This is a genomic window from Rhodococcus sp. NPDC003322 (assembly GCF_053589555.1).
The window spans coordinates 366,051-378,792 of record NZ_JBSFSC010000002.1; the positions used below are offsets into that span (position 1 = coordinate 366,051).

The 12,742-nt window shown below is 70.0% G+C and carries 13 protein-coding genes; 7 read left to right on the top strand and 6 right to left on the bottom strand.

Annotated features, from left to right (window positions below; genetic code table 11):
- Nucleotides 1-82 precede the first annotated feature (82 nt).
- The 4 genes from ACWDUM_RS08135 to ACWDUM_RS08150 are packed head-to-tail and all read left to right on the top strand — an operon-like array spanning nt 83 to nt 3,668.
- The gene (locus tag ACWDUM_RS08135) at nt 83-1,741 is read left to right on the top strand and encodes a class I adenylate-forming enzyme family protein (RefSeq protein WP_450133568.1); all 1,659 of its coding nucleotides are present in this window, start codon (nt 83-85) and stop codon (nt 1,739-1,741) included.
- 18 nt (nt 1,742-1,759) lie between these two features.
- A complete protein-coding gene (locus tag ACWDUM_RS08140) occupies nt 1,760-2,245 on the top strand; it encodes a nuclear transport factor 2 family protein (RefSeq protein ID WP_450133569.1) in 486 nt (161 codons plus the stop codon).
- Nucleotides 2,242-3,153, top strand: a complete 912-nt coding sequence (locus ACWDUM_RS08145) for a TIGR03619 family F420-dependent LLM class oxidoreductase (RefSeq protein ID WP_450133570.1) — start codon at nt 2,242-2,244, stop codon at nt 3,151-3,153. The genes ACWDUM_RS08140 and ACWDUM_RS08145 overlap by 4 nt, the downstream gene beginning before the upstream one ends.
- Nucleotides 3,150-3,668 (top strand): nuclear transport factor 2 family protein, encoded by a 519-nt coding sequence (locus tag ACWDUM_RS08150; protein WP_450116943.1) that lies wholly within the window; start codon nt 3,150-3,152, stop codon nt 3,666-3,668. Before ACWDUM_RS08145 ends, ACWDUM_RS08150 begins: the two co-directional genes overlap by 4 nt.
- Before the next feature lie 246 nt (nt 3,669-3,914).
- Here ACWDUM_RS08150 and ACWDUM_RS08155 read toward each other — a convergent pair whose 3' ends face one another.
- Both ACWDUM_RS08155 and ACWDUM_RS08160 read right to left on the bottom strand, forming a co-directional pair.
- Nucleotides 3,915-4,313, bottom strand: a complete 399-nt coding sequence (locus ACWDUM_RS08155; RefSeq protein ID WP_450116944.1) for a hypothetical protein — start codon at nt 4,311-4,313, stop codon at nt 3,915-3,917.
- An 80-nt stretch (nt 4,314-4,393) separates the two neighbouring features.
- The gene (locus ACWDUM_RS08160; protein WP_450133571.1) at nt 4,394-4,855 is read right to left on the bottom strand and encodes a hypothetical protein; all 462 of its coding nucleotides are present in this window, start codon (nt 4,853-4,855) and stop codon (nt 4,394-4,396) included.
- A gap of 217 nt (nt 4,856-5,072) precedes the next feature.
- On the opposite strand from ACWDUM_RS08160, the gene ACWDUM_RS08165 reads away from it, so the two are divergent.
- The 3 genes from ACWDUM_RS08165 to ACWDUM_RS08175 all read left to right on the top strand — a co-directional run bounded on the left by ACWDUM_RS08165 (nt 5,073) and on the right by ACWDUM_RS08175 (nt 9,093).
- Nucleotides 5,073-7,880: an FAD-binding and (Fe-S)-binding domain-containing protein gene (locus tag ACWDUM_RS08165; RefSeq protein WP_450133572.1), complete on the top strand. Its 2,808-nt coding sequence runs from the start codon at nt 5,073-5,075 to the stop codon at nt 7,878-7,880.
- 98 nt (nt 7,881-7,978) lie between these two features.
- The gene (locus ACWDUM_RS08170; RefSeq protein ID WP_450133573.1) at nt 7,979-8,575 is read left to right on the top strand and encodes a hypothetical protein; all 597 of its coding nucleotides are present in this window, start codon (nt 7,979-7,981) and stop codon (nt 8,573-8,575) included.
- 77 nt (nt 8,576-8,652) lie between these two features.
- Complete coding sequence (locus tag ACWDUM_RS08175) at nt 8,653-9,093, top strand: nuclear transport factor 2 family protein (RefSeq protein ID WP_450133574.1); 441 nt, start codon at nt 8,653-8,655, stop codon at nt 9,091-9,093.
- A gap of 16 nt (nt 9,094-9,109) precedes the next feature.
- Here ACWDUM_RS08175 and ACWDUM_RS08180 read toward each other — a convergent pair whose 3' ends face one another.
- The 4 genes from ACWDUM_RS08180 to ACWDUM_RS08195 form a co-directional block, all read right to left on the bottom strand.
- Nucleotides 9,110-9,898 (bottom strand): SDR family NAD(P)-dependent oxidoreductase, encoded by a 789-nt coding sequence (locus ACWDUM_RS08180; RefSeq protein WP_450133575.1) that lies wholly within the window; start codon nt 9,896-9,898, stop codon nt 9,110-9,112.
- A gap of 98 nt (nt 9,899-9,996) precedes the next feature.
- Nucleotides 9,997-10,650 (bottom strand): PaaI family thioesterase, encoded by a 654-nt coding sequence (locus ACWDUM_RS08185; protein ID WP_450116951.1) that lies wholly within the window; start codon nt 10,648-10,650, stop codon nt 9,997-9,999.
- Entirely contained in the window at nt 10,647-11,519 is an 873-nt protein-coding gene (locus ACWDUM_RS08190) for a MaoC/PaaZ C-terminal domain-containing protein (RefSeq protein WP_450116952.1), read from the bottom strand. Before ACWDUM_RS08190 ends, ACWDUM_RS08185 begins: the two co-directional genes overlap by 4 nt.
- A 5-nt stretch (nt 11,520-11,524) precedes the next feature.
- Nucleotides 11,525-12,730 carry a lipid-transfer protein gene (locus ACWDUM_RS08195; RefSeq protein ID WP_450133576.1) on the bottom strand — a complete coding sequence of 402 codons (1,206 nt, stop codon included), beginning with the start codon at nt 12,728-12,730 and terminating at the stop codon, nt 11,525-11,527.
- Nucleotides 12,731-12,742: the final 12 nt, after the last annotated feature.

Below are 12,742 nucleotides of genomic sequence, written 5' to 3' on the forward strand. Positions count from 1 at the left end.
CGGTCAGTGGAAAAGCCTTCCATGCACCCCCCTGGCCGTGTGATCCTTCTCGCCAATTCAAGTACAGGGAGGTCCCGATCTCATGACTGCATCCACCGACCCGCAGGCATACCTCGCGGCCGTCGTGTCCCGGCTGACGGGACCGGAGGCTCCTTTCGAGCTGGTCGACGAGGATGTCCGCGGCACGCGGATGCCGGTCATGCGGCAGCGCAACCACGCGGTGCACGAACTGCTCACCGCGTCGCTGGCGTACGGGGACCGCGACTATCTGGTCACCGAGGATCAGCGGATCTCGTTCCGCGAGCACGCCGAGCAGGTCGCGGCGTTCGCCGAGGCCCTTGCCGACGAGTACGGCGTCGGTGTCGGCGACCGGGTCGGCATCCTCGCCGCGAACACCGTCGAGTGGGTGATCGCGTTCTGGGCCACGCAGTCGCTCGGTGCGATCGCGGTCGGACTGAACGCGTGGTGGGTGCCGCGGGAGATCGCGTACGGCATCGAGCTGACCACGCCGAAGGTGCTCATCGCCGACGCCAAGCGGGTCGCCCTGCTCGACGAGGCCGAGACCGGTGTTCCCGTGCTCACGATGGAGCAGGACGTCCCGCGCCTGATCGAGGCCCATCGCGGTGCCGCACTGCGGACCGCGGAGGTCGCCGAGGACGACCCGTCGGTCATCCTGTTCACCAGCGGCACCAGCGGCAAGCCCAAGGGCGCCCTGCACTCGCAGCGCAACCTGCTGGCCGTGGCCGACTACCACCGCTACAGCGACGCACTGCTCGACGCGTTCGCCGGGCGCGAGTACGACCCGAACCGGCCCAGCGACCTGCGCTACCTGCTCACCTCGCCGCTGTTCCACATCGCGAGCCTGCACAACATCGTCGTCCCCCGCCTGGCGACCGGCAGCGCGGTGGTCCTGTACCAGGACAAGTTCGACGTGGACCGGGTGCTCGCACTGGTCGAGCGGGAGAAGGTCACCAACTGGGGCGCGGTGCCGACCATGGCGGCCCGGCTGATCGAGCACGGCAACGTCCGCAAGTACGACACCTCGTCGCTGACCGCGTTCGCGCTGGCCTCCGCCCCGTCGTCGATCGCGTTCAAGGAGCGCCTGCGCGAGGAGGTGCCGTTCGCGAAGGACTCCCTCGTCGACAGCTACGGCCTCACCGAGTGCAGCACCGGCATCGCCGTCGCCACCCCGATGGACGTGCAGCAGTTCCCCGGCACCCTCGGCCGGCCGATCTTCGCGGTCGCGATGGAGATCCGGGACCCGTTCGGTGAGCGGCTGCCGGACGGCGAGGAGGGCGAGGTGTGCGTCCGCAGCCCGTACGTGATGCTCGGCTACTGGGACAACCCGGAGGCGACGTCGGCGTCGATCCGCGACGGCTGGCTGCACACCGGCGACTTCGGTCGAGTCGAGGACGGCCGACTGCGGCTCACCGGTCGCCGCTCGGACCTGATCCTGCGCGGCGGCGAGAACATCTACCCCACCGAGATCGAGCAGGTCCTCGACGAGCATCCGGACGTCGCGGAGTGCGCGGTCGTCGGCGAGGCGCACGAGGACCTCGGCCAGGAGGTCGCCGCGATCGTCGTGGTGCGCGCCGGGGCGACGGTCGGCGAGGAGGAGCTGCGTGCGTTCGCCGCGGACCGGCTCTCCTACTTCAAGGTGCCCACGCGGTGGCGGCTGACCACCGAGCCGTTGCCACGCAACGCGACCGGCAAGGTGTCCCGCGGTCAGGTCAAGCTGTAGGGGCCGGCGGTGCTGGACATGCGGCACACGATCGAGCGGCTCGCCGCGACCGAGGCGATCCGGGACCTGGTCTTCTCGTACTCGCATCTGATCGACCGCGGTGAACTGTCCTCGGTGGCGGCCCTGTTCGCCGATGCCACCTACGGACAGTGCGACGGGGACGGCGTGCCGCTCGGTGGGCTCATCGAGCGGGACCCGGCGGCCGTTCAGCGCGCCAACGAGACGTTCGTCAAGATGCACGGCGACCCGCCGTCCCCGCGGACCAAGCACGTCACCACCAACGTCCGCGTGTCCGTCTCGGACGACAACACCGAGGCGAGCGCGGTCTCGTACGTGACGGTGCTGCAGGGCACCGCGGACCTCCCGTTGCAGCCGATCCTCGTCGGACGCTACTTCGATCGCTTCGAGTGCGTGGACGGCCGGTGGCGGTTCACGCAACGGCTGTGCTGCATCGACCACACCGGCGACCTGAGCGAACACGCGCAGAGGCTGCTCCGTCCGTGACGGCACTGGAAGTGGGACTCAACATCCTGGGCGCCGAAGCGCTGTACGGCGGCCGGATCCAGCCGGTGCTCGACCTGCCCGCGCACGCCGATCGCGTGGGGTTCGATCTGATCTCGACCGGTGACCACCTCGGCTTCAACGAGGCCGCGCACGCCGAACGGGTCGCCGAGCACGGGTTCGTCTTCGCGCTGGACCACCCGTGGTACGAACCGATCTCGCTGCTTTCGGCGGTCGCCGCGGTGACCCGGCGGGCCCGGCTCGGTGTATCGGTGCTCATCGCGACCCTCCGCCCGCCGCTGCTGTTGGCCAAACAGATCGCCACGCTCGACGCGATCTCGGGTGGCCGGGTCGCGATCGGGATGGGTGTCGGCTGGCAGGAGGCGGAGTACGCCGCGGCAGGTGTGCCGTTCGACGCCCGGTTCGGCCGGATGGAGGAGACCGTCGCGGCCTGCCGGGCACTGTGGGCGGCGCCGCCGGCGACGTTCACCGGTCGCGACTTCTCGTTCGAGGACTTCCACTCGTACCCGCTGCCGGCCCAGGACCGGGTGCCGGTGCTGTTCGGGTTCGGCCCGAGCAGGCGGAACTTCGAGCGGATCGCGAGGGTCGCGGACGGCTGGACCGTCAACCCCACCGACATGGCGGCCTTCGGCGAGTCGGTCGCGCTGCTCCGGGAATGCTTCGCCGAGCACGGTCGCGATCCCGATTCGGCGCGGATTCAGGTGTCGGTGACGCCGGTGCACGACGCGTCCGGGGCGGTGGATCTGGACGCAACCGCGGACCGGGCGCTGCAGTGGCACAAGGCCGGCGCGACGGTCGCGGTGTTCCGGCCGGTGGCGTTCGGCGCCGACGCCGAGGACGTCCCGGACCTGCTCGACCGGCTGGTCGGGTTGAAGGAGGAGGCTCGATGACGGTGGAGTCGCGCGAACTACGAGAGCTTCTCGACAAGCAGGAGATCCGCGAGGTCGTGTTGCGGTACTGCCGCGGCATCGACCGGCTCGATCTCGATCTGGTGCGCGGTTGCTACCACCCGGACGGCATCGACCACCACACCGGATTCGACGGCACGGTCGACGAGTACATCGCCTGGGTCGGGCCGAAGCTGGAACTGCTCGGCGGCACCATGCACCACGTCGGGAACCATCTCGTCGAACTGTTCGGCGACGTCGCGATCAGCGAGGCCTACTCCACCAATGTGCACTGGGGACACCCGAACCGCGGCGACTTCACCAGCGGGGCACGCTTCGTCGACCTGATGGAGCGGCGCGACGGCCGGTGGGCGATCGCCGAACGCTGGGCGGTCCGGGAGTGGACCCGATCCGACGACGGCCGGATGATCGCACCCGAGGCGGCCGGCCCGCGGGGCACGCGCGGCGGAAGCGATCTGCTCGACACGTTGCGCGCGCGGGTGGGTGCCGCGTCCTGACCGGACCGGCGAGCCGGGCCGCTCACCCCGGGGCGAGCGACCCGGCTCGTCAGCTGCCGAAGATCGCGCCCCCGCTGCCGGTATCGCGTCAGGCTTCCGAAACTCGTTCCGAGGGTCACCGGCACCCCGCCTGCGGGGGTGAGGACCGTCGCCGTCGAGGCAGGAGGCGGAGACGGTGTGGTCACCGCTGTCGAATTTCTGCGTATAGACCCCGGCGCCAGGACTGCCGAGGAGGAGCACCGGCGATCAGCTGGCGAACAGGGACGTGAAAAGACCGATGTTGTAATCGACGCTGAAGGCGAGTGTCGGCTCCGGCGTCGTGTTGACAAGGGGGATCTCTCCGTCCGCGTCGACGCAGGACGTGACGACCTTGTAGTTCCAGTTCGGATTGAGGGGCGGCGAGGTGTACGTACCGTCGCCCGGATTCCCGGTCAACACTACGTCGCCGTGGAAACTCTCCCGGCCGAACTCCTCCAGCACGTCCACGGAGCATCCACTCAGGGTGGGAGAACTGATACCGGTGAAATCGACCTGAATGGTGTCGGCGCTGGGCTTGAATACGTGAACCGAACCGGCGGCCGTGGCCGAGCTCAGTGCAGGGTTGGCGACCAGTGCGAGGGCGGCGAATCCGACAACGGCACCCACGCGGGTAACGCTCTTACGAGACCGACCCGCGCGGCGGGAGTGCCATGGCCGCTCACCGGCACGGTGAGCGGCCACGACCGTCAGCTGCCGAAGATCCGGCTCAGGCTGCCGGCGTCGAGGCCCAGGCTGCCGGTGTCGAGCGTGACGCTGCCGAAGCTGGTGGCGGAGCCGACGGTGACGGGCACGCCGTCGACGGGGGTCAGCGGCGTCGAGCCGTCATCGTCCAGGCACAGGGCGTGGACGGTGTAGTCACCGCTGTCCAGTCCCTGCGAGACGAAGGTCCCGGCGCCCGGGTTTCCGAGGATGAGCACAGGGTTGGCGGTGGACTCGGTGCCGCTCGCGTTGTCCACCTTGACCCAGCAGGCGATCAGTGACGGGGAGCTGACGTCGGCGAACTTGACGGTGATCGTGTTGCCGCTCGACGTCACGTTCGCGGTGCCCGCGACCGCGGCGGAACCGACGGCCGGGTTGGCGACCAGTGCCGCGGCCCCGAGGCCGGCGATGACGGCGAGTCGTGCGGTGCTCTTGCGGGATGTCCTCACAGCGTGTCCGTTTCTCGATGATGGTCGGGTGCGGATGGTGGTGCGCGCGGTGCGCACGCCGGCAGCCATCATGCACGACTCACACCCGCCGGTCAGGGCTTCTCGAAATCTGCCGCATTCAATCAATCGTTCTGTCTAACAGCATCATTCGATTACGCCACGTCAGCGGCCATGCGCGCCCGGCGCGACAGTGTGCGGTGGTCGTAGTATCGGCACCGTGCCCAGTGCGGATACGACAGGCGCCGCCGTCGCGGAACTACGCTCCCGCCTCGACGGCGAGGTCGACGATTCCACCCGCCGTCGGGCCGAGTACTCCTCCGACGCCTCGAACTACCGAGTACCCCCGACCGCGGTCGTGTTCCCGCGCTCCGACGAGGACGTGGCCGCAACTCTCGCGGTCGGCCGCGCCCACGGCGTCCCGGTGACGGCCCGCGGAGCGGGGACGTCCGTAGCGGGCAACGCGATCGGCGCCGGACTGGTGCTCGACTTCAGTCGCCACATGAACCGGATCCTCGATCTCGATCCGGGCGCCCGGACCGCGGTCGTGCAGCCGGGGGTGGTGCTCTCCTCGATGCAGCGGGCCGCCGCACCGCACGGTCTGCGCTTCGGCCCGGATCCGTCGACGCAGGACCGGTGCACCCTCGGAGGCATGCTCGGCAACAACGCCTGCGGCCCACGCGCCGTCGCCTGGGGGCGGACCGCCGAGAACGCACGCCGGCTGCGCATCCTGGACGGCACGGGCACGCAGCGCGTCCTCGCCGACAACCTGTCCGTGGTGCCCGGGCTGGACGGCTTCGTGACCGCGAACCTGGCGACGCTGCGCACCGAGCTCGGCCGCTTCGACCGGCAGGCGTCGGGATTCTCCCTCGAGCACCTCCTGCCCGAACGGGGGCACGCGCTCGCCAGGGCATTCGTCGGCACCGAGGGCAGCTGCGGCCTGATCCTCGATGCCACCGTCGACCTGGTTCCGGTCCCCGCCGCGACTGCGCTCGCGGTTCTCGGCTACCCGGCCATGCCCGACGCAGCCGACGACGTCCCGGCGCTGATGGCGGCCCGCCCCCTCGCCGTCGAGGGTATCGACGCCCGGCTGGTCGACGTGGTCCGACGACACAAGGGCGCCGCCGTACCCGAACTGCCCCGCGGCGAAGGCTGGCTCTTCGTCGAGATGGCCGGGGACACCGCCGAACAGGCGCTCGCCGACGCCGCGGCGCTGTGTGCGGCGTCGAACGCGGTGGACACCAGGGTCGTGGCGACCGGGCCCGAGTCGGCGGCCCTGTGGCGGATCCGAGCGGACGGCGTCGGGCTGTCGGGACGCACCCGGCGCGGGCGCCCGGCCTGGCCCGGATGGGAGGACGCCGCAGTGCCCCAGCACCGTCTCGGGGCGTACCTGCGCGACTTCGACGACCTGATGGGCGAGCACGACGTGGACGGTCTGCTGTACGGCCACTTCGGTGACGGGTGCGTGCACGTCCGACTGGACTTCCCGATGGACCGGGCGCCCGAACGCTTCCGCGCGTTTCTTCTGGACGCGGCGGCACTGGTCGCCGGGCACGGCGGCTCGATGTCCGGTGAACACGGCGACGGACGCGCACGCTCCGAACTGCTGCCGCTGATGTACTCCCCCGCCGCGCTCTCGGCGTTCGCGGGATTCAAGTTGCTGTTCGACCCGGACGCCGTGCTGAACCCCGGCGTGGTGGTGGACGCGGCACCGGTGGATGCGGATCTGCGGATACCCGCCGCCCGGCCGGTCACCCGGGCCGGTGGATTCGCGCTGCACGACGATGGCGGCGACCTCTCGACCGCGGTCCATCGGTGCGTCGGAATCGGCAAGTGCCGCTCGGAATCCGGCGGATTCATGTGCCCGTCGTACCTGGCGACCCGGGACGAGAAGGACAGCACCCGAGGCCGGGCGCGGGTACTGCAGGAAGCGATCAACGGCACGCTCGTGTCGAGCGGGTTCGACGCCGGAGAACTCGCCGAGTCCCTGGACCTGTGCCTGTCGTGCAAGGCGTGTTCTTCCGACTGCCCGGCGGGGGTCGACATCGCCACCTACAAGTCGGAGGTGCTGTATCGCCGGTATCGGCGGCGACTGCGCCCGCGGGGCCACTACACGCTCGGCTGGCTGCCTCGCTGGGCGGCCGCGGCGACCCGGGCACCGCGTGTCGTCAACGCCGCGACCGGGGTGCCGTTCCTGCGCCGCACCGGATTGCGGCTGGCCGGACTCGACCCGCGCCGCGGAGTACCGGCGCTGGCACCCGCAAGTTCGCGCCGATCCCTGCGCCGCAGATCCGGTGCACCGCAAGCGGAACGCAGCGTTCTGTTGTGGCTGGACACCTTCACCGATGCCTTCACCCCGGCGGTGGCGAGTGCCGCGGTCACGGTGCTGGAGCACGCCGGATATCGAGTCGAGCTGACCGAGAGGCGGTCCTGCTGCGGCCTGACCTGGATCACCACCGGCCAGTTGGATGGGGCGCGAAGACAACTCGCTCGCACGCTCGACCAGTTGCAGCCGCACCTCGATGCCGGCCGACCGATCATCGGGCTGGAGCCGTCGTGTACCGCGGTGCTGCGCTCGGACCTGGTCGAACTGCTCCCGGACGATCCCCGGTCGCACCTCGCGGCAGCGGCGACACACACGTTCGCCGAGTTTCTCTCCACCGCAACCCTTCCCGACGGCACACCCTGGCACCCGCCGCGCCTGGAGGGCGTCGAGGTCGTGGTGCAGCCGCACTGCCACCAGCACGCCGTCACCGGATTCGCGGCCGACCGTGCGCTACTGGACCTGGCCGGGGCCACGGTGCACCAGCTCACCGGCTGCTGCGGACTGGCCGGCAACTTCGGAATGGAACGCGGACACCACGATGTCTCGGTCGCGGTCGCCGGCCACGCCCTGCTGCCCGCCCTGTCCGCGCACCCGGACGCGACACTGCTCGCGGACGGCTTCTCGTGCCGCACCCAGGCCGCCCAGCTGGCCGGGCGCGAGGGCGTCCACCTTGCCCAGTTGTTCGCCACGCACACGACCTGAACTGCGCACCTCCCCCGATCGGTTGCTGTCGTGGGGCATCATCAGTCGACTCGGCTCACTCCCGAGCCGGGCCGACTCGAAGGGTTGGTGAGGTAGTCGTGCCCACAACTGCGCGCTGGAAGACAATGGCCGCGACCATGGCCGGGACGGCCACCGCCGTCCTCGCGGTGAGCGCGATGGCGGCGCCGACGGCGTCCGCCCAGATCCCGCCGCCTGCGCCACCCGCGATCAGCACGACGGTCGACGGCAATCACCTGACGATCAAGCTCTCCGATCCCAACAGCGGACTCGCGCACGCCCTGACCTTCTGCACCGCGGCGCTGGTGAACCCGGCCAAGGCCGTCCCCCTGATTCCCGCGCTCGCGGGGGGAACCCTGCCCCCGCTGGATCAGATCGACCCCGCCGTGTTCCAGTGGGGGCCGTCCGCGACCACCACCAACGCATTGGTCCGCGAACGGACGTACGAGGTCCCCGACGTGCCCGTCGGCGTCTACGTCGCGCTCGGTGTCTGCATCAACCCGAACATCACCAATCCGGCCGTCGACTTCGAGCCGGTGTTCGTCGGGAGCCCGATCGAGGTCGGGTCCGCGGTCCTCGACCTCGGCAGCGCCGTCGCAGGCACCCCCGGTGCGATCGAAGCCATCCTGGACCTGATCGGCGTCGACACCGGCAGCCTCGGCGGCAGCGCGGGGTAGCCGACCAACCGCCGGGCGGTGTCCCGCTGCCCGGGACACCGCTCGCACCCGCGTCGGCGTAGACGGAGGATGCGGGGATGACCAGCGAGTTTGTTCAGAACGAGGCACCCGCCGAAGCGATCCGGTCCCTCATCGCCCGCATCGCACACGCCGCCGACGAGGCGTCGGTCGAGACGTACGCGCAGCTCTACACCGACGACGCGGTGTGGGAGATGACCGGCACGACCGCATCCGGCGCCAAGCCCCAGGTCTCCCGGGGGCTCGCGGAGATCATGGCGGCCGTCCGCGAACGTCGCGGCGCGGGCATCGCCGGACCCGGGACCGGCACCCGGCACCTGACGACGTGCGTCGCGGTCTCCGTCGACGGCCCGGACACCGCGCGCGCAGAGTCCGTCTGGCAGTTCTACGCCGAGACGGCCACGGCGCCGCGGTTGACGAGCATGGGCCGGTACCACGACCTGTTCCGGCGGGAAGACGGGCGCTGGCTGCTTGCCCAGCGCACCATCTCGGTCGGCTGACCCGGTCGGCGCCGCCTCAGTCCACCTGCGGCGCCCACTGCACGCCGTTGATGTGGCTGCCGCCGTCGACGAACAGCGTGTTGCCGGTGAGGTAGCGGGAGTCGTCGGACGCGAGGAACGCGGCGACGGTGCCGATGTCGTCGAGGGGATCACCGATGCGTCCCATCGGGTTCGCCGCCTCCTGCCCGGCCGCCATCTGCGGGTTCGCCTCGGCGACGCGCTGGTAGGCGGCGCTCTTCGCACCCGGGCAGATGACGTTGCAGCACACGTGCTTCGGCGCCCACTCGCGGGCGGCGGTGCGGGTCATGCTGCGCAGCGCCTCCTTCGCGGCGTTGTAGTACACCGAGTACATGTGAGCGTTGACGCCGTTGAGGCTGCACATGTTGATGACGCGTCCGGTGCCGTGCTCGGCGAGCGCCGGAAAGGCACGCTGCATCGCCCAGAACGCCGACATGACGCCCATGTCGAAGCCGATCCGCATGTTCTCCTCGGCGGTTTTCTCGAACCGCGCGTAGCCCAGCGGACGCCAGGCGTTGTTGACGAGGATGTCGAGACGTCCGAACTCCTCGGTGCCCGCGTCGACCATCGCGTGCACCTGCTCACGATCGGCGACGTCGGCGCGGATGAACTTCGCGCCCACGCCCCACTCGTCGATGAGCCACCGAACGGTGTCGGCACCCGCCTGCTCGTCGATGTCCGAGACGATGATGTTCGCGCCCTCGCGGGCCATCGCGCCCGCCACACCGCGGCCGATGCCCATGGCCGCTCCGGTGATGACGGCAACCCGTCCGTCCAGCTTGCCCATACCTGCGCTCCTCCTGTGTGCTCTCGTACCCCCTCCCCGCTGACCGAATGTGGGATTCGGTCAGTTGAACCGACCGGATCCCACATTCGGTAGGACGGTCAGCGGGGGCGCGGAACCGTGGCGTCGATGAACAGACCGTCGACCGAGACACAGACCTCACCGGCGGCGTTCTTGATGTCTCCGACCGTGCGGATCTTGCGGCCTTCCACCGAGATCTGCTTGCCGGTGATCGTCAGCGGCTCGAACAGCGGCGTCGGCTTGTGGTACCGAGTGTTGAGTTGCGCGGTCATGCCTGCCTTGCCGCCCCAGGCGTTGGCGACACCGAGCACGTGGTCGAGGATCAACGCCGAGACGCCACCATGCACGCACCCGGGCGGACCCTGGTACGGCAGGGTGAGCGTGACGACGCCCTGAACCGAACCGTCCTCGAGCCCCTCGATCACCAGCGGGGGGGCGATGGCGTTCTCCGGACCGGTGATGGGGTCGTGCCGGGTGACGCCCTCCCCGCTCCACATGTCGACCAGCCGCTCGGCCACCTCGGGGGCATGCTCCTCGAGGTGGTCAGCGATGCTGTTGAGCTCCTCCGCGACCCGGTCGAGGTTCGCGTTGCCGCGATCGGTGCGCAGCATCGCGTCGATCACCCGACGGGCCGCCGCGGTGGCGCGATCGACCGGGGTGTCCTGCGGCGCAGCCGTCAGCACCGTCCGGTGCGGGTGGGTGCGGACAGTGGGGTGGGTGTTGCCCTCGTTCACGACCGGACCTCCATCGTCGCGTGCGTGAGCACCGGCTGCCCGTCCCGTTCGGGGCAGGTGGCCACCAGGGTGAGGGTGTCACCGTCACGCCAGACGGCGGTCTCGATGGTCTCCCCGGGGTACAGCGATCCGGCGAATCGCACCGAGAACGACTGCACCCGAGTCGGATCCCCGTCGAGCACGCCGTCGACGACGGCCTTGCACACGACCCCGTACGACGCGAGCCCGTGCAGGATCGGCTGGTCGAACCCGGCCATCTTCGCGAACTCCGGGTCGGCGTGCAGCGGGTTCAGGTCGCCGCTGAGCCGGTACACCAGCGCCTGCTGGGTGCTCGTGGGCGACACCAGCACCGTGTCGGCGTCCCGCTCCGGCACCGCGTTCGACACGTCCGGTCCGGCCTCGCCGCCGAAGCCGCCCTCGCCGCGCGCCCAGATCTGCATCCCGGTGGTCCACAACGGGTTTCCATCGGAATCGCTGGCGGACTGCTCGAGCACGATCACCGCGGCCTTGCCCTTGTCCCAGACGTTCGCGACCCGCGACGAGATCGTCGCGGTGCCCGACGCCGGGATCGGGGCGTGCAGCGTCAGCGACTGCCCGCCGTGCAGGATCTTGCGCAGGTCGATGTCGATGCCCGGCATGTTCATCCCGACCGGCTTCAGTGTCCCGGCCGAGATGCCCTGGCCGGCGACCATCGCGAAGGTCGGCAGCACCCGCAGACCCTTCTCGTACACCCAGCCGAGTTCGGCCGGGTTCAGCGAGTCGACACCCGCGCCGAGGCCCAGGTGGTACAGGATCACGTCACGCTCGGTCCAGCTGGCCTCGCGGACGGTTGGGGCGGCCGACAGGGCGGCGCTCACGTCGATCGGCATTGGGGTTATGACTCCTTCGAGATGGTTCCGGACCGGTAGAGAGTGACGACGCACGCCCCACCGAGACCCAGGTTGTGTTGCAGGGCAACGGAAGCACCGTCGACCTGACGCGCGTCGGCCTGCCCGCGCAACTGCCAGTTCAGCTCCGCGCACTGCGCGAGACCGGTGGCACCCAGCGGATGCCCCTTCGAGATCAGACCGCCGGACGGGTTGACGACCCAGCGGCCGCCGTAAGTGGTCGCACCGGACTCGACCAGCTTGCCGCCCTCGCCGGGCGCACACAGGCCGAGGCCCTCGTAGGTGATGATCTCGTTGATCGCAAAGCAGTCGTGCAACTCGATCACGTCGACGTCCTCGATCGTCAGCCCCGACTGCGCGAACACCTGCTCGGCGGCCGCGCGGGTCATCGGCGCGCCGACGACGTCGATCATCGACCTCTCCGCGAACGCCTCCTCGCCGTCGGTCGTGAGCGCCTGCGCGACGATCTCGATCGCCTGGTCCTCGAGGCCGTGCTCGCGCACGAACTTCTCGCTGACGACGATCGCGGCGCCGGCGCCGTCGGAGGTCGGCGAGCACTGCGACCGGGTCAGCGGCGCGTGAATCATCTTGTCGCCCAGCACCTGCTCGAGGGCGTACTCGTCCTGGAACTGCGCGTACGGGTTGTTCACCGAGTGCCGGTGGTTCTTCACCGCGACCGCGGCGATCTGCTCGGCGGTGGTGCCGTAACGCTCCATGTGCTCGACCGCGGCGTTGCCGAACAGCTGCGCCGTCATCGGGCCCTTGCCCCAGCCGAACTTCTCGATCATGATCTTGAGCTGGTCGTCGAGGGTGGTGACCTTCGGCATCTCGCCGGTGCCGGTCATAGACGTCTTGGTCATCTTCTCGAAGCCCACGGCCAGCGCGCAGTCGACGAAGCCGGCCTGCACCCACTCACGCGCCATCAGCAGCGCGGTGGACCCGGTCGCGCAGTTGTTGTTGACGTTGACGATCGGGATCCCGGTCAGCCCGGTCTCGTACAACGCCCGCTGCCCGGCGGTGGACGCCCCGAACACGTAGCCGGCGGCGGCACGCTGGACCTGTGAGTAGTCGATGCCGGCGTCCGCGAGCGCCTTGCCGACGGCCTCGGTGACCATGTCCGGGTACTCCCAGTCCCGGGACTCGATCTTCTCGAACTTGGTCATGCCGACGCCGACGACAAAGGTGCGGTTCATGTGACTACGTGC